Annotated in this window: 19 protein-coding genes; 15 read left to right on the top strand and 4 right to left on the bottom strand. The window is 67.1% G+C overall.

Annotated features, from left to right (window positions below):
* Positions 1 to 5: 5 nt before the first annotated feature.
* The 5 genes from coxB to GGQ96_RS07520 are packed head-to-tail and all read left to right on the top strand — an operon-like array spanning position 6 to position 5,470.
* A complete protein-coding gene (coxB, locus tag GGQ96_RS07540; protein ID WP_184113136.1) occupies positions 6 to 980 on the top strand; it encodes a cytochrome c oxidase subunit II in 975 nt (324 codons plus the stop codon).
* Positions 977 to 3,487 carry a cytochrome c oxidase subunit I gene (gene ctaD / locus GGQ96_RS07535; RefSeq protein ID WP_184113134.1) on the top strand — a complete coding sequence of 837 codons (2,511 nt, stop codon included), beginning with the start codon at positions 977 to 979 and terminating at the stop codon, positions 3,485 to 3,487. The genes coxB and ctaD overlap by 4 nt, the downstream gene beginning before the upstream one ends.
* Positions 3,484 to 3,861 carry a hypothetical protein gene (locus GGQ96_RS07530; RefSeq protein WP_184113132.1) on the top strand — a complete coding sequence of 126 codons (378 nt, stop codon included), beginning with the start codon at positions 3,484 to 3,486 and terminating at the stop codon, positions 3,859 to 3,861. The genes ctaD and GGQ96_RS07530 overlap by 4 nt, the downstream gene beginning before the upstream one ends.
* A complete protein-coding gene (locus tag GGQ96_RS07525) occupies positions 3,858 to 4,436 on the top strand; it encodes a cytochrome c oxidase assembly protein (protein ID WP_184113130.1) in 579 nt (192 codons plus the stop codon). The genes GGQ96_RS07530 and GGQ96_RS07525 overlap by 4 nt, the downstream gene beginning before the upstream one ends.
* On the top strand, positions 4,433 to 5,470 hold the full coding sequence (locus tag GGQ96_RS07520; protein WP_184113128.1) for a c-type cytochrome: 1,038 nt from the start codon (positions 4,433 to 4,435) through the stop codon (positions 5,468 to 5,470). Before GGQ96_RS07525 ends, GGQ96_RS07520 begins: the two co-directional genes overlap by 4 nt.
* Here GGQ96_RS07520 and GGQ96_RS07515 read toward each other — a convergent pair.
* Positions 5,446 to 6,684 carry a multidrug effflux MFS transporter gene (locus GGQ96_RS07515; protein ID WP_184113126.1) on the bottom strand — a complete coding sequence of 413 codons (1,239 nt, stop codon included), beginning with the start codon at positions 6,682 to 6,684 and terminating at the stop codon, positions 5,446 to 5,448. The two genes, GGQ96_RS07520 and GGQ96_RS07515, sit on opposite strands and share 25 nt — an antisense overlap.
* 66 nt (positions 6,685 to 6,750) lie before the next feature.
* The gene (locus GGQ96_RS07510) at positions 6,751 to 8,508 is read right to left on the bottom strand and encodes an aspartyl protease family protein (RefSeq protein ID WP_184113125.1); all 1,758 of its coding nucleotides are present in this window, start codon (positions 8,506 to 8,508) and stop codon (positions 6,751 to 6,753) included.
* 248 nt (positions 8,509 to 8,756) lie between these two features.
* Here GGQ96_RS07510 and paoA point away from each other — a divergent pair, with 248 nt between their 5' ends.
* The 8 genes from paoA (at position 8,757) to tyrS (ending at position 16,461) form a co-directional block, all read left to right on the top strand.
* Complete coding sequence (gene paoA, locus GGQ96_RS07505; protein WP_184113123.1) at positions 8,757 to 9,410, top strand: aldehyde dehydrogenase iron-sulfur subunit PaoA; 654 nt, start codon at positions 8,757 to 8,759, stop codon at positions 9,408 to 9,410.
* Entirely contained in the window at positions 9,407 to 10,357 is a 951-nt protein-coding gene (locus GGQ96_RS07500; protein ID WP_184113121.1) for an FAD binding domain-containing protein, read from the top strand. Before paoA ends, GGQ96_RS07500 begins: the two co-directional genes overlap by 4 nt.
* Before the next feature lie 5 nt (positions 10,358 to 10,362).
* Positions 10,363 to 12,597 carry an aldehyde oxidoreductase molybdenum-binding subunit PaoC gene (gene paoC, locus GGQ96_RS07495; RefSeq protein ID WP_184113119.1) on the top strand — a complete coding sequence of 745 codons (2,235 nt, stop codon included), beginning with the start codon at positions 10,363 to 10,365 and terminating at the stop codon, positions 12,595 to 12,597.
* 43 nt (positions 12,598 to 12,640) lie between these two features.
* Positions 12,641 to 13,549: a LysR family transcriptional regulator gene (locus GGQ96_RS07490; protein WP_184113117.1), complete on the top strand. Its 909-nt coding sequence runs from the start codon at positions 12,641 to 12,643 to the stop codon at positions 13,547 to 13,549.
* A gap of 94 nt (positions 13,550 to 13,643) precedes the next feature.
* Complete coding sequence (locus tag GGQ96_RS07485) at positions 13,644 to 14,366, top strand: Crp/Fnr family transcriptional regulator (RefSeq protein WP_184113115.1); 723 nt, start codon at positions 13,644 to 13,646, stop codon at positions 14,364 to 14,366.
* Positions 14,367 to 14,472: 106 nt separating this feature from the next.
* Positions 14,473 to 14,658: a hypothetical protein gene (locus GGQ96_RS07480; RefSeq protein WP_184113113.1), complete on the top strand. Its 186-nt coding sequence runs from the start codon at positions 14,473 to 14,475 to the stop codon at positions 14,656 to 14,658.
* Between the two features lie 88 nt (positions 14,659 to 14,746).
* Positions 14,747 to 15,169 (top strand): BLUF domain-containing protein, encoded by a 423-nt coding sequence (locus tag GGQ96_RS07475; RefSeq protein WP_184113111.1) that lies wholly within the window; start codon positions 14,747 to 14,749, stop codon positions 15,167 to 15,169.
* 68 nt (positions 15,170 to 15,237) lie between these two features.
* The gene (tyrS, locus tag GGQ96_RS07470) at positions 15,238 to 16,461 is read left to right on the top strand and encodes a tyrosine--tRNA ligase (RefSeq protein WP_184113110.1); all 1,224 of its coding nucleotides are present in this window, start codon (positions 15,238 to 15,240) and stop codon (positions 16,459 to 16,461) included.
* A 104-nt stretch (positions 16,462 to 16,565) separates the two neighbouring features.
* Here tyrS and GGQ96_RS07465 read toward each other — a convergent pair whose 3' ends face one another.
* Together GGQ96_RS07465 and GGQ96_RS07460 are read right to left on the bottom strand one after the other, a co-directional pair.
* Complete coding sequence (locus tag GGQ96_RS07465; RefSeq protein WP_246360318.1) at positions 16,566 to 18,992, bottom strand: TonB-dependent receptor; 2,427 nt, start codon at positions 18,990 to 18,992, stop codon at positions 16,566 to 16,568.
* Positions 18,993 to 19,169: 177 nt separating this feature from the next.
* Entirely contained in the window at positions 19,170 to 19,811 is a 642-nt protein-coding gene (locus GGQ96_RS07460; RefSeq protein ID WP_184113107.1) for a TetR/AcrR family transcriptional regulator, read from the bottom strand.
* 94 nt (positions 19,812 to 19,905) lie between these two features.
* Between GGQ96_RS07460 and GGQ96_RS07455 the strand changes: the two genes are divergently transcribed.
* Positions 19,906 to 21,066, top strand: a complete 1,161-nt coding sequence (locus GGQ96_RS07455) for an efflux RND transporter periplasmic adaptor subunit (RefSeq protein WP_184113105.1) — start codon at positions 19,906 to 19,908, stop codon at positions 21,064 to 21,066.
* 6 nt (positions 21,067 to 21,072) lie between these two features.
* Positions 21,073 to 24,255 carry an efflux RND transporter permease subunit gene (locus GGQ96_RS07450; protein WP_184113103.1) on the top strand — a complete coding sequence of 1,061 codons (3,183 nt, stop codon included), beginning with the start codon at positions 21,073 to 21,075 and terminating at the stop codon, positions 24,253 to 24,255.
* Positions 24,256 to 24,258 lie beyond the last annotated feature (3 nt).

Below are 24,258 nucleotides of genomic sequence, written 5' to 3'. Positions count from 1 at the left end.
CGTTGATGCGGGGGGAAAAGTTCATCGCCATCATGGGCTTGTGCTGGCTGCTGGCCGGCTGCAACCGCCATCAGTCCACCCTCGCCCCGTTCGGCGCGGATGCCGAGGCCATTCGTCACCTGTTCATCGTCATGCTGGTCGGCGCGGTCGGGATCGCGGGCTTCGTCGCCTGGCTGATGCGCCGGGCCGTCCGCGCCCCGGTTGGCGAGATGACGCATCGCAAGGGCATGCGGCTGGTCCTGTGGCTTGGCGGGATCGTGCCGACGGTCGTTCTGCTCGGGCTGCTCGCCTATTCGCTGCCTTATATGCGACCGCGCCCCGTCGCGCCCGCCGATCTGCGGATCGCGGTGGATGGCGAGCAATTCTGGTGGCGCGTCGCCTACCGTGCCGCCGATGGCGCGCCGGTCCTGAGCGCCAACGAGATCCGCATCCCCGTCGGCCGCACCGTCGCCTTTCGGCTGACCGCGGGCGACGTGGTGCACAGTTTCTGGATCCCCGGTCTGGCCGGCAAAATGGACATGATCCCCGGCCGGACCAACACCTTGGTGGTCCGCGCCGACCGCTCCGGCCGGTATCGCGGACAATGCGCGGAGTTTTGTGGCCTGTCCCATGCCCTTATGGCGCTCGACGTGGTGGCGATGGAACCGGCCGCCTTCGACGCGTGGCTGGAAGGTCAGCGCGGACCCGCCCGTGGCGCAGTGGCGGACGTGGCCGGGGCCCGCCTGTTCGCCGCACAGGGGTGTGGCGGCTGCCATGCCGTCCGTGGCACCGCCGCCGCCAGCCGGATCGGTCCCGATCTCTCCCGCTTCGGACAGCGTGCGACCCTGGCGGCCGGCATCCTGCCGATGACGACCGCCAATGTCGCCGGCTTCATCCGCCACCCGCAAGCGACCAAGCCCGGTGTGCGGATGCCCGCCTTTCCTCAATTGTCGGACGCTGAGGCCATGGCCATCGCCCGCTATCTCGAAGGCCTGAAATGAGCCTCCATGCCCAAGACGATCCGACCCTCCGCGCCGCGCAGGAGGACCGGTTGCGCGCGGTGTGGAAGCCGCCTTCGGGCTGGTTCTTCCGCTGGACCGACGTCAACAACAACCGCATCGGCGTATGGTACACGCTGACCGCCTTTGGCTTCATGCTGTTCGCCGGCGTGCTGGCGCTGATCATGCGCACGCAACTGGCGGTGCCGAACAACGACCTGGTGTCGGCGAACACGTTCAACCAGCTGTTCACGCTGCACGGCTCGATGATGATGTTCCTGTTCGCCGTGCCGATGTTCGAGGCGGTGTCGATCATCCTGCTGCCGCAGCTGCTCGGCGCGCGCGACCTGCCGTTTCCGCGTCTGTCGGCCTTTGGCTACTGGAGCTTCCTGCTCGGCGGGGTCTTCGTCTCCGGTTCGATATTCTTCAACGCCGCGCCCGACGGTGGCTGGTTCATGTATCCGCCGCTGACCACGCGGACCGACCTGTCCGGGCTGGGCGCGGACATCTGGATGCTGGGCCTGTCGTTCATCGAAGTGTCGTCGGTCGCGGCCGCGGTGGAGCTGATCGTCGGCGTGCTCAAATGTCGGCCGCCAGGGATGCGGCTGAACCTGATGCCGCTCTATGCCTGGTATATCCTGGTCGTGGCCGTGATGATCCTGTTCGCCTTCCCGCCGTTGATCGCGGGCGACCTGCTGTTCGAGATGGAGCGGCTGCTCGAATGGCCGTTCTTCGATGCGGCGCGCGGCGGCGATCCGCTGTTATGGCAGCACCTGTTCTGGATCTTCGGTCATCCGGAAGTCTATATCGTCTTCCTGCCGTCAATCGCGCTGTTCGCGATGCTGATCCCGACCTTCGCGCAGCGCCACCTGCTCGGCTACCCCTGGATCGTGCTGGCGGCGGTCGGCACTGCCTTCCTGTCGTTCGGTCTGTGGGTCCACCACATGTTCGCGACCGGCCTGCCCAAGATCAGCCTCGCCTTCTTCTCCGCCGCGTCCGAGGCGGTGGCGATCCCAACCGGCGTGCAGATCTTCGCCTTTATCGCTACCCTGTGGGCGGGCAAGGTCAAATGGTCGACGCCCCTGCTTTATGCGAGTGGCAGCCTTGCGATCTTCGTGATCGGCGGGCTCACCGGCGTGATGGTCGCGGTCGCTCCCTTCGACTGGCAGGCACACGACACCTATTTCATCGTCGCGCACCTCCACTACGTGCTGATCGGCGGCACGCTGTTGCCCCTGTTCGGCGGGCTTTATTATTACTGGCCGCTGATCACCGGCAAGAAACTGTCCGATCGGATGGGCCGTGCCGCGTTCTGGATCATGTTCGTCGGCGTCAACCTGACCTTCTTCCCCATGCACCTGTCGGGGCTGGAAGGGATGCCGCGCCGCGTCTTCACCTATCCGGCCGAGCTGGGCATCGGCTGGCTCAACCTCGCCTCGACTGCCGGTTCCTATCTGTTCGCGGCGGGCGTACTGGTGCTGGTGATCGACCTGGCCTTGTCGCCAACCCGACCCAAGGCGGCGCGCAATCCCTGGAATGCCGGCACGCTCGAATGGCTGGCGCATCCTGACGATGAGGATTGGGGAATCCGCTCAGTGCCGCTGATTGAGAGCCGCTATCCGATCTGGGACCAGAAGGATTTCGTGGCCAAGGTCGATGAGGGGCGCTTCTTCCTGCCCGACGCCGAAGAGGGGCGTCGCGAGACGATCATCACCTCTGTCCTGGACGCGCGGCCCGTGTCGGTGATCCGGCTGGGCACCCCCAGCGTCAAGCCGATGATCACCGCCGTGGCGCTGGGTGCGGTGTTCATCCTGACCACCTATCACCTCTACCTGCTGTCGGCGATCAGCGGCGTGGTGACGCTGGCCTGCGTGCTGTGGTGGCTGTGGGACACGGCCGAAATCCCGGAAAAGCCGGAGAAGCCGATCGGTCACGGCATGCATATGCCGCTCTACAGCGCCGGCCCCGCCGCGCCCGGCTGGTGGGCGATGTTCATCACGATGATGGCGGATGCCACCGCCTTTTCGGGGCTGGTGTTCGGCTATTATTTCTACTGGACTATCCATTCCGACTTTGGGGCGGGGTTCGACGGGCCGGGCAGTGCCGCGCCAATCATGGCGCTTGGCCTGTCGCTCGCCAGTTGGGTGGGGACGGTGGTCGCACGCGAGGTCCATGCGCGCGGACAGGTCATGATCGCGCGCATCCTACTGGTGGCGGGCACCATAGCCGCCATCGCCAGCCTTTTCGCGGGGCTTCGCTGCCTCGACGGACTGGATCCGAAGGCGAACGTCTATCCGGCGATCGTCTGGGTGCTAACGATCTGGACGGTCGTCCATGCCGCGATCGGCGCGATCATGCAGCTCTATACCCTCGCCCGCAGCCTCGCCGGACGGATGACTCCGAGCCACGACGCCGATCTGCGCAACATCACCGTCTACCAGCATTTCTACGCGCTGACCGCATCGGTGACCTATCTGACGATTGGTCTGTTCCCGGAGACGGGGCTGTGAGGGGCTGGCTGAAGCGCGCTCATGGCCTGCGCGTCACGCTCTGGACGCTGATCGTTCCGCCTTCAGTCTGGGCGGTGCATTTCCTCTTCTCCTATCTCTGGGCGGCGGTGTCCTGCGCCAAGATCGGCCGCTGGGCGCGCTTCCCGACCGTGTTTGCGATCGGCACGGTGATCGCGCTGGTGGTGATCCTACTCGCCGGGCTGATCGCCTGGCAGCAGTCGCGCACGCCCGGCGACCCGCCGCCGCATAACGAGGGCACCGACATCGACCGGCTGCGCTTTCTCGCCTTTTCGACCCTGTTGCTGTCGGGGCTGAGCTTCGTCGCGGTGTTGTTCACCGCACTGCCGGTGCTGATGCTGGGCGACTGTCGATGAACCGGCCCATGCTCGTCGCTGGCCTGGCCCTGCTGCCGCTCGGCTGGGGGGTCAGCCGCTGGGGCATGACCGGCCATATGACGGCGCATATGATCGCGGTGGCCGTCGCCGCGCCCTTGGTGGCGATCGGCCTGCAGGGCGGCCGCTTCGATCCCGCCATGCGTTCGCCGCGCCTCGCCGCGCCGCTGCCGGCGGCGCTGGTCGAGGCGGTGATCGTATGGGGCTGGCATGTGCCCGCCCTTCGCCGGCTGGCGGATCACCACCCCGCCTGGCTGGTGGCCGAACAGGCGAGCTTCCTCGCCGCCGGGCTGCTTCTCTGGTCGGCCGTCCTGGCACCGAGACATCGGGCGGCGGGGGTCGCCGCGCTGCTGGTGACCTCCATGCACATGACGCTGCTCGGCGCGCTGATCGGCCTCGCGCCCCGGCCCCTCTACGCCCATCACGGTGCCGAAGCGCTGATCGACCAGCAAGTATCGGGCGTGGTCATGCTGCTGGTCGGCGGCGTCGCCTATCTGCTAGGCGGGCTGGCGATGCTCGGCCGGCTGCTCCAGACGCGAAGCGAGGTGCCCGCATGACGATCCGCATCACCTGGGCGCGCGCGGTTGCCGCCCTGCTCGGACTGCTGGTCGCCGGCCTGCTTTTTGCCTGGTCGGGGGTGATGAATATCGCCGCATCCAGCGGGCACTGGCCGATCACCGACTGGTTCCTGCATTGGACGATGCGCAATTCGGTGCGCACCCATGCGGCCTTCTCCGGGCCGAGCGATCCGGCGGACGCCAGCGGCCTGATCAGCGCCGCCGGTCACTTCGCCAATGCCTGCGCCATGTGCCACGGCGCGCCCGGCGTGAAGCCCGCTCCGGTGATGCAGGCCGCCACCCCGCCCGCGCCCAACCTGGCGGTCAATGCACGCGAATGGACCGACAAGCAGCTGTTCTGGATCCTGCAACACGGCGTCAAATACACCGGCATGCCGGCCTGGGCGGTGCAGGACCGGAAAGACGAGGTGCGGCGCATGGTCGCGTTCGTCCGCCGCCTGCCGGGCATGACGCCCGCGCAATATCGGGCGCTGGTGGGCGAGCCGACCCCCGGCACCGACCTGGGCGCTTGCACCGGCTGCCATGGCCAGGACGGCCAGGGACGCGGTTCGCCGGACATCCCGGTGCTGGGCGGCCAGCACCCCGCTTATTTGCTCGCCGCGCTGCAAGGCTATGCCAGCGGCCGCCGGTCGAGCGCGGTCATGCAGCAGGTGGCGATGCGGATGCAACCAGCGGAGATGGTCGCTGACGCCCGCCGCTTCGCCGCCATGCCCGGGTTGGGCTCGGCTCCCACTGCCGGCGGTGCCGCCACTTCGGCCGCGCGGATCGTCACGCAGGGACTGCCCGCGCGGCAGCTCCCGGCCTGCGCCAGCTGCCACGCGCCCGGCAAGCCCTATCCGGTCATCGCCGGGCAGCGCGCCGCCTATATCGCCCAGCGCCTGCGCCAGTGGCGGGGCGACGAGACGGTGGTGGACGCGCGCAAGAGCCATGCGACCATGCCGGTCATTGCGCGGCGCATCCCCGAGGAGATGATCGATCCGCTCGCCCGTTACCTGGCCGGCTCGACCCGCTGATGCCGCGCCTGGAACAGCCGGCCGCCCTCGACCCATAGCACCACCGCCAGCACTGCGACGCCGATGCCGAGATAGCCGAGCGCCAGCGGCGTGGTGGTGCCGTCATAGGACTGGCCGATCAGCGAGCCGACGATCACCGCGCCGACGCTGGTGATGAAGCCCTGGATCGACGAGGCGGTGCCGGCGATATGGCCGACCGGCTCCATCGCCATCGCCCCGAAATTGGAGCCGCACAAGCCGATGCAGGTCATGCTGAGCGCCTGAAAGACCATATAGGTCCAGAGACTTTCCAGGCCGCTGGCGATCACCAGCAGGTGCAGGAGCGACAGCGCGATCAGCCCCAGCACCGCCGCTTGCGAGATCAGGCGCGTGCCCAGCCGCTCGACCAGTCGACTGTTGGCGAAGGAGGCGCACCCCATCGAGAAGGCACAGGCCGCGAACAGCAAGGTGAACCGCTCGCCCATGCCGAACTCCTCGACGAAGATCTGCTGCGCGGAGGAGACGAAGGCGATGATCCCGCCGAAGGTCATCGAGGCGGCCACCGCATAGCCCAGCGAAAACCGGTTGGTCAGCGTCAGTCGATAAGCGGCACCGATATTGGCCAGCGACAGCGGCGAGCGACGCTCGGCCGGCAGCGACTCGCGCAGCCGCACGGCGGACCAGGCGAGAACGAAGGCGGCGAACCCCGCCAGCGCATAGAAGATGAAGCGCCACGGCCCGAATGCGAGCAGCCCCTGCCCCAGCGTGGGGGCGAGGATCGGCACCAGGAAGAAGATCATCTGCGCGACCGATAGCGTCCGCGCCATTTGCCGCCCGGCGAACTGGTCGCGCACCACCGCGACCGCCAGCACCCGCGTCGAGGCGGACATCAGCCCTTGCAGCAGCCGCGCGCCGAGCAACGCCGCGAAGGTCTGCGAACTAGCCGCAAAGATGCTCGCGCCGACGAAGCCGGCCAGCGTGGCGAGCAGCACCGGCCGCCGGCCGTAGCGGTCGGCCAGCGGTCCGTAGACCAGCTGCCCAGCGCCGAAGCCCAGCATGTAGACGGTGATGATCCACTGGCGATGGTTGGCGGTAGCGATGCCGAGCTGCTGCCCGATATCGGCGAGCGCCGGGAGCATCAGGTCGACGCCCAGCGCATTGACCGCCATCAGCGCCGCGACGAAGGCGACGAATTCATGGCGGTGCATCGGAGACTTGGCAGAATTAGACGGCATGGCCGCCACTTAGGGCCATGACGCTGACGTTTCCACCTTTCCCGCACCGGATCGTGCAGCCCGCTCCTACCGCTCCAATCCATAGCGTGTCGCGCGTTTGGCGATGTTCGGGTTGATCGCCAGCGCCGCCTTGCGATCCGCGGCGGCCTGGTCCGCGCGGCCGGCGCGCGACGCCGCGATCGACCGGGCATAGAGGATCCAGGCGTCATGCGGCCGACCCTTCAACGCCGCGTCATAATCGTCCAGCGCCGCGTCCAGCTTGTTCAATCGCAGGTTCACCAGCGCGCGACTGTCCAGATAGGCGGCGGTGCCGGGCCGGAGCCGGAGCGCGGTGTTGCAGTCGGACAGCGCCTTGTCCAGGTCGCGTCCCTGCGTGGCCCGTGCCCAACAACGGCCGTTATAGGCGACCGCCCGGTCGGCATCCTGGCCGTGCAGCTTCAGCCACGCGTCGTAATTCGCGATCGCCGCCTCCGGCTTGTCTAGGCTGTCGTACAAGCCGGCGAGCCGCAACCGCCGGTCCGATCCCGGCGCGAGCAGCGTGTCGGCCGCCGCCACTTCTTCCGCCGCGCCGTCTGGATCGTGGTTGGCCAGCCGAAGCGAAGCACGGCTCAGCCGTACGTCGGGGTCGTTCGGCATGAGCGTCGCCGCCTTGTCGAGATCGGCCGCCGCCAGCAGTAACTGACGGTTCGCCAGCCGCGCCTGCGCGCGCAGCACCAGATATCGGCCCTCGGTCGGGGCCATCGCCACCGCCTTGTCGAAATCGGCCAGTCCCTCGGCCATATGCTGACGGGACATCTCGACCGCGCCGCGCCGGGCATAGCCCTCGGCATCGGTCGGCGCGGCTGCGCTGTCGGTCAGGTCCAGCTTCTCGCCAGACGTGGTGCGAGCGCCGCTTGGATTGATGCCGAACACCGACCCGCCTTCATAGGTCATGTAGAGCATGTGCTGAACGTTCGAGACGAACACCCGATGGGTCAGAAAAAAATCGAAGCCGATCAGCATGTCCGCGTTCATGTGGATGTCGGAAATGCGCAATTTTGGTCGTGGGACGATCTCGCCGCCGATATCGATCTGTTCGAAGGGGGCGAGCCAGGTGCGGACCTCCCTGGACCCCAAGCCGCTGCCGCGCCCGACCTGCACCACGCCCGGGCTGTTCGGCGTGATCCCGGCCCGCTTCGCGGCCGAGAGCGTCATCACCGTCGTCTGCGCGCCCGTATCGAACTCCGCCCGCAGCTTCACGCCGTTGACCAGCACGGTCGCGACCGTGGGCGGCTTCCACGGGCCGCCATTGCCGGCTTCAAGCTTCAGCGTCGAGAAGGGCTTGCCCTGCGCCCAATAGGCGAGCGCCGTGTCGGCGCAGCCCTGCACCTTCAAGAGCCGGACCGTGCCGTGCGGCAGGTCGTACTCGACGTCCGCCAGCCCCAGGATGTTCTGCCCGATGAGTCCCGCCGTGCCCGTATCGGTGCCGGCGACGATGAAATCGACCTTGGGCAGGGCGATGCCGGCAAGCGAGAAGTTGCGCGCGACCGCCGCGCTGGCGGTCGCGTCGCCGTTCACGCCGGTGACCCGGAACCAGGGCGGCAGGGCCTTATCCTCGAGCTTGAACTCGGCCGCCGTCGCGCGCGAGATGGTGCTGTAGAAGGCGCCGCTGTCGAGGATGAACTGGGTCGGACGATCACCGAACTTGGCCTGCACCATCGCGCGCTGACCGATCAGCGTCACCGGCAGCTCCGCGATCTTGCCGACCTTGCAGGCCGCCATGGCGGGTCCGGCCAGCGCCATGGCCAACACTGCCGCCCCGGTCCGTATCGCACAGCGCTTCATCCGCCTTCCCCCATCTCCGGTCGCATGCATCATAGCGTGCGCGCGGTGACGAACGGGAGACGCAGCGCCGACAATTTCGTCACCAGAACGGTCATATTTAACGCCGGGGATGATGGTGAGGGCTATTCACCGCAGCATTGAGGAATATGCGGGGTTCCCGGCTCGCGCGCGTGCGTTGAACAGGCTAACAAGCATCAGCCGTTCCACAATTTTCCGGGTCAGAGCCGGTCTCAAAGGAAGTCCGATCCATGGCCGACAGGCTTGACCCCACCCTTTCGCGTCGCGGCGTGCTGACCGGTGGCGCGGCCACGGCGGTCGTCGCCGCGACCCCGGCGGCGGCCGCGCCCCTCCCTCCCCGTCCTGCAAAGGCCACGCCGATGATGCCGGTTCGCTTCACGGTGAACGGCGAAAGCCGTTCGCTGACCCTCGACCCCCGCACGACCCTGCTTGATGCGCTGCGCGAGCATCTGCACCTGACCGGCACCAAAAAGGGCTGCGATCATGGGCAGTGCGGCGCGTGCACCGTGCTGGTGCACGGCGTTCGGATCAATTCCTGCCTGTCGCTGGCGGTGATGCATGAGGGCGACGCGATCACCACGATCGAGGGTCTGGGCACACCCGACAAGCTGCACCCGATGCAGGCGGCCTTCGTAAAGCATGACGGCTATCAGTGCGGCTACTGCACGCCGGGCCAGATCTGCTCGGCGGTTGCGGTGCTCGACGAGATCAAGCGTGGCGTGCCCAGCCATGTCCAGGCCGATGTCGCCGGCCGGCCGCAGGCCAGCAACATGGAAATGCGTGAGCGGATGAGCGGCAATATCTGTCGCTGCGGCGCTTATTCCAACATCGCCGAGGCCATGGCCGAGGTGGCGGGCGGTGCGGCCAAGGAGGACCGGGCATGAAGGCCTTCACCTATGAACGCGCGACCGATCCGGTCGCCGCCGCCCGCGCCGTCGCCGGCCATCCGGGCGCCAAGTTCATCGCCGGTGGCACCAACCTGCTCGACCTGATGAAGATCGAGGTGGAGACGCCGACGCATCTCGTCGACGTGCAGGATCTGGGTTTCGACACGATCGAGCGCACCAAGGATGGTGGCCTGCGCATCGGCGCGCTGGTCACCAACACCGATCTGGCGGCGGACGAGCGGGTGCGACGCGACTATGCGGTATTGACCCGCGCCATCGTCGCGGGCGCGAGCGGGCAGCTCCGCAACAAGGCGTCGACTGCCGGCAACCTGTTGCAACGGACACGCTGTCCCTATTTCTACGACACCAATATGGCCTGCAACAAGCGCAAGCCCGGATCGGGTTGCGCGGCGATCGGCGGCTATTCGCGGCAATTGGGCGTGATCGGCGTCAGCAATTCCTGCATCGCGACCTTCCCCGGTGACATGGCGGTGGCGATGCGCGTGCTGGACGCGGTGATCGAGACGGTCGATGCCGGTGGCCAGCGCCGATCGATCCCGATCGCCGATTTCCATCGGCTGTGGGGCGACCATCCCGAGCAGGACACGGTGTTGCGGCCGGGCGAGCTGATCACCGCCGTCACCCTACCCAAGCCGCTCGGCGGGCAGCATTTCTACGAGAAGGTTCGCGACCGCGCCTCCTATGCTTACGCGCTGGTGTCGGTCGCGGCGGTGATCCAGCCCGACGGCACGGGCCGGGTGGCCTTTGGCGGCGTCGCGCCCCGGCCGTGGCGCGTCGAAGCGGCGGAGGCGTTGTTGCCGCAAGGGGCTGCCGCCGTCACCGAGCGCGCCTTCCAGGGTGCGACGCCGACCAAGGACAATGCGTTCAAGCTGCCGCTCGCCACCCGCGCGCTGGCTGCCGTGATCGCCGAGAGCAAGGGCTGATCGCCATGAAATTCGACACTCCCGCCGGCGCCAACCCGATCGATCGCATGGCGGTGGTCGGCCGCGCGCATGACCGGATCGACGGTCCGCTCAAGACCACGGGCCGGGCGCCCTATGCCTATGAGCATCATCGCGAAGCGCCGAACGCGGCTTATGGTCAGGTCGTCGGTGCGGCCGTCGCCAAGGGCATGGTCCGCTCGATGGATCTGGACGCGGCGCGCGCCGCCCCGGGCGTGTTGGCGATCGTCACCGCCGCCGACCTGGGCAAGCTGGGGTTCGGCCAGTTCGGCAAGGGCAAGTTCAACACCGTCAAGCTGCTCGGTGGCCCGGCGGTGGACCATTATCACCAGGCGCTGGCAATCGTCGTCGCCGAGACGTTCGAACAGGCGCGCGCCGCCGCGAACCTTGTGCGGATCGACTATACCCGCAGCCAAGGCCGGTTCGATCTGGACGAGGCGCTGAAGACCGCGCCGCTGACCGGCGGCTCGAGCGATGAGGGCAGCGCCGCGCCCGGCATGGACCGGGTCGGCGACTTCGAGGCGGCCTTCGCGGCCGCGCCGGTGACGCTGGACGCACGTTACACCACGCCGGATCACAGCCACGCGATGATGGAGCCCTTCGCCTCGATCGCGTCCTGGACAGGGGACGCGTTGACGCTGTGGACATCGAACCAGATGATCGCCTGGGGGCATGGCGACCTGGCGAAGACCCTTGGCATGCCCAAGGACAAGATCAGCTTCCAGTCCGCCTATGTCGGCGGAGGCTTCGGCGGCAAGCTGTTCCTGCGCACCGATGCGGTGATGGCGGCGCTGGGCGCCAAGGCGGCCGGCCGGCCGGTCAAGGTGGCGTTGCCCCGGCCGCTGATCGCCAACAACACCACCCACCGTCCCGCCACGCGTCAACGCATCCGGATCGGCGCAACGAAGGACGGTACGATCACCGCTATCGCGCATGAGAGCGGTTCGGGTGACCAGCCGAACGGCTCGCCGGAGACCGCGGTCAATCAGACCAAGCTCCTCTACGCGGGTGCGAACCGGTTGACCGCGATGCGTCTCGCCGTGCTCGACCTGCCAGAGGGTAATGCGATGCGCGCGCCGGGCGAGGCGCCGGGGATGATGGCGCTGGAAGTCGCCATGGACGAAATGGCTGAGAAGCTGGGCATGGACCCGGTCGCTTTCCGGGTGAAGAACGATACCCAGGTCGATCCGGAGAAACCGACGCGCCGCTTTTCGCAGCGCCAGCTCGTCCGCTGCCTGACCGAGGGGGCAGACCGGTTCGGCTGGACGCGTCGCAATCCGAAGCCGGCCGCCGTCCGCGACGGACGCTGGCTGGTCGGCATGGGCGTCGCCTCGGCGTTCCGCAACCATATCAACATGGCGTCGGGCGCGCGTGTGCGGCTTGACGGCCGGGGGGTGGTGACGGTCGAGACCGACATGACCGATATCGGTACCGGCAGTTACACGATCATCGCCCAAACCGCCGCCGAGATGATGGGCGTGCCCGTGGATGCGGTGGTCGTCCGTCTCGGCAATTCTGCCTATCCGGTTTCGGCGGGTTCGGGGGGCCAGTTCGGGGCGGCCAATGCCACGGCCGGCGTCTATGCCGCCTGCGTCAAGCTGCGCGACCAGGTGGCGCAGCGGCTGGGGTATAACTCCGCCGACGTCGCGTTCGCGGGCGGCAAGGTCACGAGCGGCAACCGCTCCGCCGATCTCGCCCAGGCGGCCGCAGCCGGGGAGCTGGTCGCGCAGGACAAGATCGAGTTCGGCGACCTGGAGAAGCAGTGGCAGCTTTCCACCTTCGGCGCGCATTTCGTCGAAGTCGGGGTCGATGCCTATACCGGCGCGACGCGACTGCGGCGAATGCTGGCGGTATGCGCGGCGGGCCGGATCATCAATCCCAAGTCGGCGCGCAGTCAGGTGATCGGGGCCATGACGATGGGCGTCGGCTCCGCGCTGATGGAGGAACTGGCGGTCGACCCGCGCTTCGGCCTGTTCGTCAACCACGACCTGGCCACCTATGAGGTGCCGGTCCATGCCGACATCCCGCACCAGGATGTCGTGTTCCTCGACGAAGCCGATGACAAGGCCAATCCCATGAAGGCCAAGGGCGTGGGCGAACTGGGCCTGTGCGGGGTTGGCGCGGCGGTGGCGAACGCGATCTACAACGCCACTGGCGTGCGCATCCGCGACTATCCGATCACGCTGGACAAGCATCTGGAGAAGCTGCCGGCGGTCGCCTGACGCCGGCCTTGCCTGGGCGGGTCGATGGCGCGCAAGGTGGCGCATGTCGACCCGCCGTTCGGACCTCGCCGATCTCACCTATTTCCTTGCGATCGCCCGGCATCGCAACTTTCGCCTTGCCGGCATCGAGATGGGCGTCAGCGCCTCTGCGCTGAGCCATGCGCTGAAGGGCCTGGAGGCGCGGCTCGGCGTGCGGCTGCTCCACCGTACCAACCGCAGCGTCACGCTGACCGAAGCGGGCGCGGCGTTGCGTGACGCGGTGACCGACCCGTTCGCGCGAATTGACCAGGCGATCGACGACCTCAACCGCCACCGTGACACGCCGACTGGCCGAATCCGCCTCAACGTGCTGGCCGATGCCGCTTCGTTGCTACTCGCGCCGGTGCTGCCGGTCTTCGCCGACCGTTATCCCGGCATCCAAGTCGACATCGCCGCGCGTGATCGGATGGTCGATGTGATCGACGGCGGCTTCGATGCGGGCATTCGCCACGGCGACACGGTGCCCGAGGACATGGTCGCGCAGCGCCTGTCCGCCGATTTGCGCTGGATGGTGGTCGCGGCCCCCGCCTATATCGAGCGGCACGGCGTGCCCGCCCATCCCGAAGCATTGCGCGATCATCATTGCCTGGGCGTGCGCCTCGGCGACGACCGCATCTATCGCTGGGAATTCGAAGGATCGCAGGGCGAGTTCGCCGTCGCCGTACCCAGCCGCATCATCGTCGACGACGGCCGCGCCATGCTCGCCCTGGCGCTGGCCGGAGTGGGCCTGATGTATGCGATGGAGCACAATGTCGCGCCCCATGTCGCGGCGGGAACGCTGGTGCCGGTGCTGAGCGACTGGGCGACCACCGGGCCCGGCTATCACATCTATTATTCCAGTCGCCGCCAGGTGCCCACCGGCTTGCGTCTGTTGATCGACCTAATCCGCGAACGCCGGCCCCTTGGCCTCTGACGTTGAAGAAAATCGCCTCATCGCATCGAGTTAACACAGGTAGTTGCGTGGGGGTCGGCAACCGGCGCCTAACAGACACGTAAACGATATTGTCATGATCGGTGATTTGATGATGGATAGCAATGCGCCCTTGGCCCGTCTCGTCCGCCGACTGGAGCGGTATGCCCCGCTGCCCGCCGCCGACCGCCAGGCGATCCTCGCCCTGCCGGCGCAGGTCGAGCGGATCGGCCGTGGTCGGCGGTTGATCGACGAGGGCCAGCAGGACCATGCGGTCATGCAGCTGCTGAGTGGCTATGCCTGCCGCTATGGCCTATTGTCCGACGGGCAGCGGCAGATCACCGGCGTGTTCGTCGCGGGCGATGTGCTGGGCGTGCGCAGCGGCGACTTGCCGATCGCAGCCCAGACCGTGTCGACCCTGTCGGATGTCGAACTCGTCAAGATCCCGCACACCGCGATCGCGGCGCTGGCGGAGAGCCGGGCCGCCATCGCCCGCGCCTTGTGGAACGAGTCGATCCTCGATGCGAACATGGCCTGCGACTGGATCGTCAGCCTGGGCCGCCGCGATGCGCGTGGCCGGGTGCTCGCCTTGCTTCAGGAACTCACCGCCCGGTGTCGGGATGCCGGCCTGACGATCCGCGATTCGCTGATCCTGCCCCTGACCCAGGAGGAGATTGGTGACGCGACCGGCCTCACCTCGGTCCATGTTAACCGGACGCTCATGGCTCTGCAGGCCGAGGGATTGATCGATCGCGTCGGTCGCCGCGTCACCTTGCTCGCCAACCGGCCGCCGGCGGCGGCGCGGATGTTGTCGGCCTGATTTCGATCTACGCCGAGGGAGCGACGAGCCTGGTCGCGCGTTGAGCATGGTGGCGGGGTTTCGGGCGCCTGCGTCGTCATCCTCACCGCCCGGCGGGACAGGCCGCATGTTCGTCGACTTCAAGAATGACCCGCCACCGCCCCCGTGGCAGCCACCCCGGCGGACGCCTAGGCTCAGCCAACGGCAGGAGGAGGTGCTTGGCGGCATCATTGGCTTCAACCTGCTCCTCCTCCTCCTGGCCCCGATCGGCGGGGCGACCCTGATCTCGGCGCTGGTCGCGCTGTTTCGCTGATTTGGAGAAGCACCGGAAACGGTCCATTTAATCCTTGTAAACGTGCGCTAACTCTGGTCGAGTCGGGCTTCGGGCGCGCAGGACAGGGGTGAAATTGGTGGCGCAGGGGCAGCTCGCGCGGGTAGTCTATATCAGCCGGGCGAGGACGGGATCGCGACAGGCCGACATCGCCAGCCTATTGGCGCAATGCGATCGCAACAACCCCGTCGAAGATTTGTCCGGCTTGCTGCTCGCCGACCCAACCAGCTATCTGCAGGCATTGGAAGGCCCGGCCGAGGCGGTAGCCCGACGACTGACCCTGATCCGCACCGATCGCCGCCATTCGCATGTGGCGATCATCTTCGAAGGCTTGATCGCCGCGCGGCAGTTTGGCGACTGGTCGATGACCTATCGCGACCAGAGCGCGATGTCCCCCGATGCCTTCAGCCGGCGCGTGGCGGTCGACGTGGCCATGGTCGACGACATCGCGCTGAAGGCGGTGTTCCTGGGCTTCGCGCGGATGACGGCCTGACCGGACCGTCGTCCGCTCCGGCTATTGCGACAGGTGACGGGCGCTCCGGCACTTGCTAACCCGCGCTCATGTCCTACCAGTCCGACCTTCTGACCGTACTGTCGCAGCGCGGCTATATCCACCAGATGACCGATGCGACCGCGCTCGACACGCTGGCCGCCCAGGGAGTTGTGCCGGGCTATATCGGCTTCGACCCGACCGCGCCGTCGCTTCATGTCGGCAGCCTGGTGCAGATCATGTTGCTCCGCAGGATGCAGCAGACCGGGCACAAGCCGATCGTGCTGATGGGGGGCGGCACCGGCAAGATCGGCGACCCGAGCTTCAAGGACGAGGCGCGCAAGCTGCTGGGCGAGGAAGGCATCCGCGCCAACGTCGCTTCGATCCGTCGCATCTTCGAACGCTTCCTGACCTTCGGCGACGGGCCGAGCGATGCGGTGATGGTCGACAATGCCGACTGGCTCGATACGCTGGAATACATCCCCTTCCTACGCGATGTCGGCCAGCATTTCTCGGTCAACCGGATGCTGTCGTTCGATTCGGTCAAGCTGCGGCTGGATCGCGAGCAGTCGCTCAGCTTCCTCGAGTTCAACTACATGATCCTCCAGGCCTATGACTTTCTGGAATTGTCGCGCCGCGCCGGCTGTCGTCTGCAAATGGGCGGGTCCGACCAATGGGGCAATATCGTCAACGGCATCGAGCTGGCCCGCCGTATGGACGGCACCGAGGTGTTCGGCGTCACCACGCCGCTGATCACCACCGCCGATGGCGGCAAGATGGGTAAGACCATGTCGGGCGCGGTGTGGCTGCACGAGGACCAGCTGCCGCATTTCGATTACTGGCAGTTCTGGCGCAACACCGACGATCGTGATGTCGGCCGTTTCCTCCGCTTGTTCACCGACCTGCCGCTGGACGAGATCCGGCGGCTGGAGGCGCTGCCCGGCGCGGAGATCAACGAAGCCAAGAAAATTTTGGCCAACGAGGCGACCGCGATGTGCCGTGGCCCCGCCGCCGCCGCCGAAGCGGCCGAGACGGCGCGCCGGACCTTCGAGGAGGGCCAGAGCGGCGACGCCCTGCCCCGCTTCGCGGTCGGTGGCCCGGTGACGCTGGTCGACGCTTTGATGGGCTTGGGCTTCGCCAAGTCGAAGGGCGAGGCGCGACGGCTGATCGCCGGCGGCGGCGCGCGGATCGGCGGCGAAAAGGCGGTGGACGAAGCGGCGGTGCTGACCGTCGGCGAGGAACCGCTGCGCGTGTCCGCCGGCAAGAAGCATCACGGATTGCTCGTCCGCGGCTGATCCCGGCCATCGCGAACGCCAAGAAGGGGACGGCACCGCCATCGGCGCTGGCCCCTTCCTGCATGTTCGGCCCGGCCGGCGGTGCCCCACCGGCCGGGCCGTGATCAGAAGCGGACGCTCGCTTCCACACCGACGGTGCGGGGCGGGTTGAAGTTCGCATAATCGCCCAGGGTCCGGGCGTTGGCGGCTGAACGGCGGTAGATGAAGCTGGTATCGAGCAGGTTGCGGCTCCACAGCGAGACGGTCATCGTCGTGCCCGCGCCGGTCAAGGGAATGTCCGCCAGCGCGATGCGGCCATTCATCACGAAGCTCCGATCGGTCCGCGTCGCCTCGTTCTGGAAGCTGTAGACCGGATCGGCGTAGTTGCCGTCCAGATGGAAGCGGAGCTTGGCATCCGAACCCGCCAGCGGCCTTTCATAATCCGCATAGGCCGAGGCGGCGTTGCGCGGCGTGAACACCACGAAGACCTGGGTCGGCGTGTTGTTCAGGAACGGATTGGGCGTCAGCGGGATGTTGGTATAGGTATAGGCGTAGGAGGCGCCGACCGTCAGGCCGTCAACCGGGTTGGCGGTCAGATCCGCCTCGATCCCGCGGATCTTCGATGTGCCCGGCGCATTTCGGGTTTCCTCGGTATGGAGGTTGTAGGTCGGGCTGGATGGATTGGTGTCGACATTGTCGAAGTCGATCTGCGTGCCAGTACGGTCCATGATATAGCCGGCCAGGTTCAGGCGGACGCGCTTGTCGAACAGGTCCATCTTGGACCCGATTTCATAGGACTTGACCGTCTCCGGTCCGAACGCGGCGAAGGTCTGCGACCGGTCGTTGGCGCCGCCGGCGCGGTAACCAGTCGAATATTTCGCATAAAGGTGGATCGCATCGGTGGCGTCGAACGCCGCCGTCACCATCGGGTCGAAGCGGTTGGTGTCGAAGGTGAAGGGGAAGTTGGCCGCCTTGCCCTGCACCAGGTAAAGCGTGCCGTTGCGCTTGTCGCGCGTGTAGCGGCCGCCGAACGTCAGATGGAAGGCGTCGAAGCCCGCCGGCGTGTAGGTACCCTGCGCGAACGCCGCGTAGCTATAGGCGCGGGCGACGCTGCCGCGCTGGAAGAAGAAGGAACCGGGCGCCCAGCCCTGATTGTTCGACGTGATCGTGCCCAGCGCGACCTGCGACAGGATGGTATAGCCGGTACCGTCGGCATTCCACTGGTTGGTGGAGGGCGTCGCCGCCGTCTCGCGTGCGTTCTCGGTGAAGTAATAGAGGCCCGCGACATAATCGAATTGCGGCAGGTTGCCGACCGCTTGGAACTCCTGGCTGAACTGATGCTGCTGCATGAACGACAGGCTGTAGCGGCTGAACTTGCTGTTCGGCAGGAACACGGTGCGGTGCGCGCCGCCGGAATTGTCCCACTGGTCGGTGGTGACGCCGCGCCAGGCGGTGATCGAGCGCAGTTCCAGGTCGGGCGTGATCTGGTAGTTGAGCTTGGTCGAGAAGCCATGCGTCTGGTCGACGCTGAGCTGCTGGGGAACGCCGATATCAGCGCGCTTCATGCGGTCGTCGCCCGACACCACCACCAACGGCGACAGCGGCGCGATGGTGCCCGAGGGAAGCTTGCCGCCATTGCCGGCGATCTGCGCCAGCGTCGCGACCGGCAGGCCAGCCGGGTTGTAATTGACCAACTGGCTGTAGAAGGGCGTGTTCTGGTCCTTCGCCTGGTCATAGGAGAGCTCGACCGAGACGCCGTCGACCGGCTTCCACAGCGCCGCCGCATGGCCGCCGATACGGTTGAAATAGCCCCAGCCGGCCGAGCCCGGCAGCGGGTTGGTGACGAAGGCGTTCTGGTGCTGGAGCACGCCGTCCAGTTTGATCGAGATGTTGTGATATTCCGGCAGGTTGAGGTGCACCGCGCTGTTATAGGCGCCGTAGTTGCCGATTCCGCCGGTCAGCGTCGCGCCGAACTTGCCGGTCGGCTGGGCGGTGACGAGCGACAGCGCGCCGCCCTCGGTATTGCGGCCGAACAGCGTGCCCTGCGGCCCGCGGAGCACCTCGACCCGCTGGATGTCGAACAGCGCGGAATTCAGGCCCTGCGAGCGACCGATATAGACGCCGTCGATATAGACGCCGACCCCGGTGTCACGCGCGGTCTGGTTCTGGTCGAACGGCACGATGCCGCGGATGCCGATGGTCAGCGCCGACTGGCGCGCCTCGAAGGTCGCGACGCGCAAGCTCGGCACGGTGCCGTCCGCCAGGTCGAGCAGGCTCTGGACGTGGCGGTCCTTCAGCGCCTCGGCGCCGAGCACGGAGATGGCGATCGGCGTCTTCTGCAGGCTGGTCTCGCGCTTGGTGGCGGTGACGACGATTTCGCCCAGCCCCTCGCCCTCCGGCGGCGCCTCGCCCGTCGCAGCCGGCGCGACCGGATCGGCGCTGGCGGCCGGCGCACCGGCGGGCGCCGTACCGGCCCAGGCCGGCGTCGTCGCCAGCAGGCCGAGCGCCACGCCGCCCAATAGCCGCGCCCGGCTGACCATCACCATCATCATCGTCAATTCCCCACTCTTTCGGCTCGTGCCTCGAAGGCGGCGGATAGGCGGGGGCTGTGGCGGCCATGTTTCGCTTTTGTGAAGACGAGGGACTTTCTCGCTTCACTTTCGAGTCATCTCACCGCCGGGCGACATGCACCGTCGGTTGGCCTAGCACCACCATGTTGCGGGCCCGTGTCAAAGCGCGCCGTCGCGGCGTAACGCGTCCAGTTGAGAGTCAACGATCCCGCCCACCCGCCGAGCGATCACCGCCCAGTCCCGATCGGGGTCGATCACGCGGCGGATCATCATCCCCATGCCGAGCATCATGATCAGGTCGCTGAGTGCCTCCCGCTCACCGCCCGCGCTGGCGGGAGCCAGCGCCTCCAGCGTCGCGGCCAGACATTGGCGCATCCGCTGGTCGATCCGGCGGTGGATATCGGCGATGCGCGGATTGCGCCCGACTTCGGCGAGGATTTCCGTAAACATCCGACATTCTTCAACCGTATCGTCGATTGACACGAAGCGATCGACCCAGGCGCGGATCGCTACCTTGTCCTGGGCCTCCACCGCCGTGCGCAGCGACGCCTCGTCCAGGAAGTCGCGGATGTCGACCTCCGCCATCGCGGCGATGATATCTTCCTTGCTGGCGAAGTCGCGATAGATCTGGCCCACCTTGATGCCCGACGCGGCGGCGATCTGCGCAACGCCAGTCTGGTGGAATCCGTGTTCGACGAACAGGGCGCGACTGACATCCAGCAGGTGACGTCGCCGATCATCCGCTCGGCTTGCACGCTTCGAATTACTGCATTGCAACAAATTCAATCGTCTGGCCTTCATGACGGCTTGCCAACAGCCCCAGCCGGGGATTAGAGGCGAACGCAAATGTGAGTGATCGATCACTCACACATAACCGGGGATCGCGGTCGACGCCATGAAAAATATCGCTCCTGTGCTGGGTTTCGCCCTCCTTCTCGCCGCGTGCGGGCAAGCCCCGCAGCAGCCATCGGCCGGCCCGCCGCAAGTGGCCTTCGTCACGGTGGCCGAGAAGCCGGTGACGCTCAGCACCCAGTTGCCGGGTCGCACCAATGCCTATGAAACGTCGGAGGTTCGCCCGCAGGTCAATGGCCTGGTGCTCGCACGCCTGTTTCAGGAGGGCGACATGGTCCGACAGGGCCAGCCGCTCTACCGGATCGATCCGGCCCCTTATGAGGCGCAGGTCGCCAGCGCGCGCGCCGCGCTGACCCGGGCCCGGGCGGCCATTGCCTCGTCCAACGCGCTGGCGCGTCGTTATGGCGAGCTGGTGAAGATCAACGCCATCTCGCGGCAGGACTTCGAGAACGCGACCACTCAGGCGCAACAGGCGCAAGCGGACGTCGCAGCGCAGGCCGCGGCGTTGCGCACCGCACAGATCGATCTCGGCCGCACCACGGTCAAGGCACCAATCAGCGGCCGCATCGGTCGCTCCACCTTCACCACCGGCGCGCTCGTCACCGCCGCGCAGACCAGTCCGCTGACCGTCATCCAGCGGCTCGACCCGATCTATGTCGACATCCAGCAGTCGAGCGCCGATCTGCTCAAGCTGCGCCAGCAGATCCTGGCCGGTCAGGTGTCGCGGGGCGGCGCGGATGCCCGCGTTCGTCTGATGCTGGAGGACGGCACCCCCTATGGCCCGGAAGGCACGCTGAAGTTCACCGACGTCACGGTCGATCCGGCGACCGGCAGCCAGACGATCCGCGCGATCTTCCCGAACCCGCGCGGGCTGCTCCTGCCCGGCATGTTCGTCCGGGCCGAGCTGGTCGAGGGGACTCGCTCGAACGCGATCCTCGTGCCGCAGCGCGCCGTGACGCGCGACGAGAAGGGCCAGCCCCTGGTCATGGTCGTCGGTAGCGACGGCAAGCTCCAGCCACGCGTGTTGACCGCGCCGCGCACGGTCGGCCAGGATTGGCTGGTCACCGCCGGGCTGAAGCCGGGCGACAAGGTCGTCGTCGAGGGCGCGCAGAACCTCCAGCCCGGCACGCCGGTCAAGGCGGTGCCCTTCACCGACCAGGCCAAACCCGCCCAGGGCCAGCCGGCCCAGGCGCAGGGGAAGTAACCACCCATGTCCCGCTATTTTATCGACCGGCCCATCTTCGCATGGGTCATCGCGCTCATCCTGATGCTGGCCGGTGTGCTGGCGATCCGCAGCCTGCCGATCGCGCAGTTCCCCACCATCGCCCCGCCCGCCGTCTCGGTCACCGCCACCTATCCGGGTGCGGACGCGGAAACGCTGGAGCGGACCACCACGCAGATCATCGAGCAGCAGCTCAAGGGTATCGACCATCTGCGCTATTTTTCGTCCTCGTCCTCCTCGGCGGGAACGGTGACGATCACCCTGACCTTCGAACAGGGCACCGACCCCGATATCGCGCAGGTCCAGGTGCAGAACAAGCTCCAGGCGGCGACCTCGCTGCTGCCGCAGGAGGTGCAGCGCCAGGGCGTGCAGGTCGCGAAGTCGTCGGCGAACTTCCTCCTGATCATCGGCCTCTATTCGACCGACGGCAGCCATTCGGGCAGCGACCTTTCGGATTATGTCGTCTCGCGCCTGCAGGACCCGATCAGCCGCGTCAACGGCGTCGGCGAGCTTCAGGTGTTCGGCGCGCAATATGCGATGCGCATCTGGGTCGATCCGATCAAGCTCAACAGCTTCCAGCTCACCATCGCCGATGTGACGGCGGCGGTGCAGGCGCAGAACGCGCAGGTCTCCGCCGGTCAGCTCGGGGCGCAGCCCGCGCCCAAGGAGCAGATGCTTAATGCCACCGTGTCGGTCCAGTCGCGCCTCCAGACGCCCGAGCAGTTCGGCAACATCCGCCTGAAAAGCAGCACGGGCGGCGCGATCGTCCGCCTGCGCGACGTCGCCCGCGTCGAGCTGGGCGCGGAGAATTATGGCTTCGACCTGCAATATAACGGCCGGCCCGCCGCCGGTTTCGGCGTCAAGCTGGCGCCCGGCGCCAATGCGCTGACCACGGTGGAGCTGGTCAAGGACCGGGTCGCGGAAATCTCCAAGACCTTCCCGGGCGACGTCAAGGTCGTCTACCCCTATGACACCACGCCGTTCGTCCGGCTGTCGGTCGAGCAGGTGGTGCATACGCTGGTCGAGGCGGTGATCCTCGTCTTCCTCGTCATGTTCCTGTTCCTCCAGAACTGGCGCGCGACGGTGATCCCGACGATCGCGGTGCCGGTCGTGCTGCTTGGCACCTTCGCGGTGATGGCGATGGCCGGTTACTCGATCAACACGCTGACCCTGTTCGGCATGGTGCTGGCCATCGGCCTGCTGGTCGACGACGCGATCGTCGTGGTCGAGAATGTCGAGCGGCTGATCCAGACCGAGGGGCTGAGCCCCAGGGAAGCGGCGCGCAAGTCGATGGACGAGATCACCAGCGCGCTGGTCGGCATCGGCCTGGTGCTGTCGGCGGTGTTCCTGCCCATGGCCTTCTTCGGCGGGTCGACGGGCGTCATCTATCGCCAGTTCTCGATCACCATCGTCTCGGCCATGGTGCTGTCGATCGCGGTCGCATTGATCCTGACGCCGGCGCTGTGCGCCACCATCCTGAAGCCGCACGACCCGGCCAAGCATGAGGGGCATGGTCCCCTCGCCCGCTTCTTCCGCTGGTTCAACGCGACCTTCGATCGCGGCACCCGTAAATACGAAGGCGGCGTGGTCCGCACCGCACGCAACTGGAAGCGGTCGGCACTGCTCTATCTGCTGATCGCGCTGGTCATGGGCGTCATGTTCTGGCGGCTGCCCTCGGGCTTCCTGCCCGACGAGGATCAGGGCACGGTGATCGCGCTGGTTCAGGGTCCGTCGGGCGCGACCACCGCACGGACCGACAAGGCGCTGGCGCTGGTCCGCGACCATTTCCTGACTGCCGAGAAGGCGAATGTCGCGGGCGTGTTCACGATCAGCGGCTTCTCCTTCGCCGGTCAGGGCCAGAATGCCGGCCTCGCCTTCATCAATCTGAAGCCTTGGGAGGATCGCTCCGGCGCCGCCAACAAGGCCCAGGCGATCGCCGGGCGCGCGATGGGTCCCTTCTCCCAGTTCCACGACGCGATGATCTTCGCGCTGGTGCCGCCCGCGGTGCAGGAACTGGGCAACGCCACCGGTTTCGACCTGCAGCTCGTCGATACCGGCGGGATCGGGCACGAGAAGCTGCTGATGGCCCGCAACATGATGCTGGGCATGGCGATGCAGGAAAAGAGCGTGACCCAGGTCCGCCCGCTCAGCCTGGATGACGCGCCGCAGCTCAAGGTCAATATCGACGAGGACAAGGCGCGCGCGCTAGGGCTCGACCTGTCGACGGTCAATTCGACCATCGCCACCGCCTGGGGCGGCGCTTATGTCAACGACTTCATCGATCGCGGCCGGGTCAAGCGGGTCTATATCCAGGCGGACGAGCCCTATCGTCTGGCGCCCGAGGATATCGGCGACTTCTATGTTCGCGGCGACACCGGCGCGATGGCTCCCTATTCGGCCTTCTCGACGCTCAGCTGGGCGCAGGCGCCGGTGCAGCTGACCCGCTATAATGGCGAGCCGGCAATGGAGTTGCAGGGTGCACCGGCGCCCGGCATCAGCACCGGCGACGCGATGGCGGCGATGGAGGCGATCCATGCCAAGCTGCCGCCGGGCACCGCGCTGGAATGGACCGGCCTGTCCTATGAGGAGCGGCTGTCGGGCGGACAGGCGCCGGCCCTTTATGCGCTGTCGCTACTGATCGTCTTCCTCTGCCTCGCCGCGCTCTACGAGAGCTGGTCGGTACCGATCGCGGTCATGCTGGTCGTGCCGCTGGGGGTGGTCGGCGCGCTGCTGGCGGCGCTGTTGACTGGGCTGAACAACGACATCTATCTGCAGGTCGGCCTGATCACCACGATCGGCGTGTCGGCGAAGAATGCAATCCTGATCGTCGAATTCGCCGAGGAGCGGGTGCGCGACGGCTGGCCCGCCTTCGACGCGGCGGTGGAGGCGGCCAAGCTGCGCCTCCGCCCGATCCTGATGACCAGCCTCGCCTTCGTGTTCGGCGTGCTGCCGCTGGCGGTGACGACGGGCGCGGGCGCCGGCGGGCAGAATGCGATCGGCCGCTCGGTGGTCGGCGGCATGATCTCGGCGACCATCCTCGCGATCTTCTTCGTGCCGATGTTCTTCGTCGTGGTCAGCCGGCTGTTCAAGCACGGCCAGACCGATCGTCGTCAGGATCACGCCGACCATACCAACCTGTCCGACCGCGGCGCGCAGCCGCAGGGAGCCTGATCG

The organism is Sphingomonas abaci (genome assembly GCF_014199625.1).
Lineage (GTDB): Bacteria > Pseudomonadota > Alphaproteobacteria > Sphingomonadales > Sphingomonadaceae > Sphingomonas > Sphingomonas abaci.
Note: the sequence above shows the minus strand (reverse complement) of the source record. Positions and strands in the feature narration are given on the sequence as shown.

Excerpts from the sequence above, each read along its gene's own strand:
- coxB (WP_184113136.1), top strand. The coding sequence starts at position 6 with ATGCGGGGGGAAAAGTTCATCGCCATCATGGGCTTGTGCTGGCTGCTG.
- ctaD (WP_184113134.1), top strand. The coding sequence starts at position 977 with ATGAGCCTCCATGCCCAAGACGATCCGACCCTCCGCGCCGCGCAGGAG.
- GGQ96_RS07525 (WP_184113130.1), top strand. The coding sequence starts at position 3,858 with ATGAACCGGCCCATGCTCGTCGCTGGCCTGGCCCTGCTGCCGCTCGGC.
- GGQ96_RS07520 (WP_184113128.1), top strand. The coding sequence starts at position 4,433 with ATGACGATCCGCATCACCTGGGCGCGCGCGGTTGCCGCCCTGCTCGGA.
- GGQ96_RS07515 (WP_184113126.1), bottom strand. The coding sequence starts at position 6,684 with ATGCCGTCTAATTCTGCCAAGTCTCCGATGCACCGCCATGAATTCGTC.
- GGQ96_RS07510 (WP_184113125.1), bottom strand. The coding sequence starts at position 8,508 with ATGAAGCGCTGTGCGATACGGACCGGGGCGGCAGTGTTGGCCATGGCG.
- paoA (WP_184113123.1), top strand. The coding sequence starts at position 8,757 with ATGGCCGACAGGCTTGACCCCACCCTTTCGCGTCGCGGCGTGCTGACC.
- GGQ96_RS07500 (WP_184113121.1), top strand. The coding sequence starts at position 9,407 with ATGAAGGCCTTCACCTATGAACGCGCGACCGATCCGGTCGCCGCCGCC.
- paoC (WP_184113119.1), top strand. The coding sequence starts at position 10,363 with ATGAAATTCGACACTCCCGCCGGCGCCAACCCGATCGATCGCATGGCG.
- GGQ96_RS07490 (WP_184113117.1), top strand. The coding sequence starts at position 12,641 with ATGTCGACCCGCCGTTCGGACCTCGCCGATCTCACCTATTTCCTTGCG.
- GGQ96_RS07485 (WP_184113115.1), top strand. The coding sequence starts at position 13,644 with ATGATCGGTGATTTGATGATGGATAGCAATGCGCCCTTGGCCCGTCTC.
- GGQ96_RS07480 (WP_184113113.1), top strand. The coding sequence starts at position 14,473 with ATGTTCGTCGACTTCAAGAATGACCCGCCACCGCCCCCGTGGCAGCCA.
- tyrS (WP_184113110.1), top strand. The coding sequence starts at position 15,238 with ATGTCCTACCAGTCCGACCTTCTGACCGTACTGTCGCAGCGCGGCTAT.
- GGQ96_RS07465 (WP_246360318.1), bottom strand. The coding sequence starts at position 18,992 with ATGATGATGGTGATGGTCAGCCGGGCGCGGCTATTGGGCGGCGTGGCG.
- GGQ96_RS07460 (WP_184113107.1), bottom strand. The coding sequence starts at position 19,811 with ATGAAGGCCAGACGATTGAATTTGTTGCAATGCAGTAATTCGAAGCGT.
- GGQ96_RS07455 (WP_184113105.1), top strand. The coding sequence starts at position 19,906 with ATGAAAAATATCGCTCCTGTGCTGGGTTTCGCCCTCCTTCTCGCCGCG.
- GGQ96_RS07450 (WP_184113103.1), top strand. The coding sequence starts at position 21,073 with ATGTCCCGCTATTTTATCGACCGGCCCATCTTCGCATGGGTCATCGCG.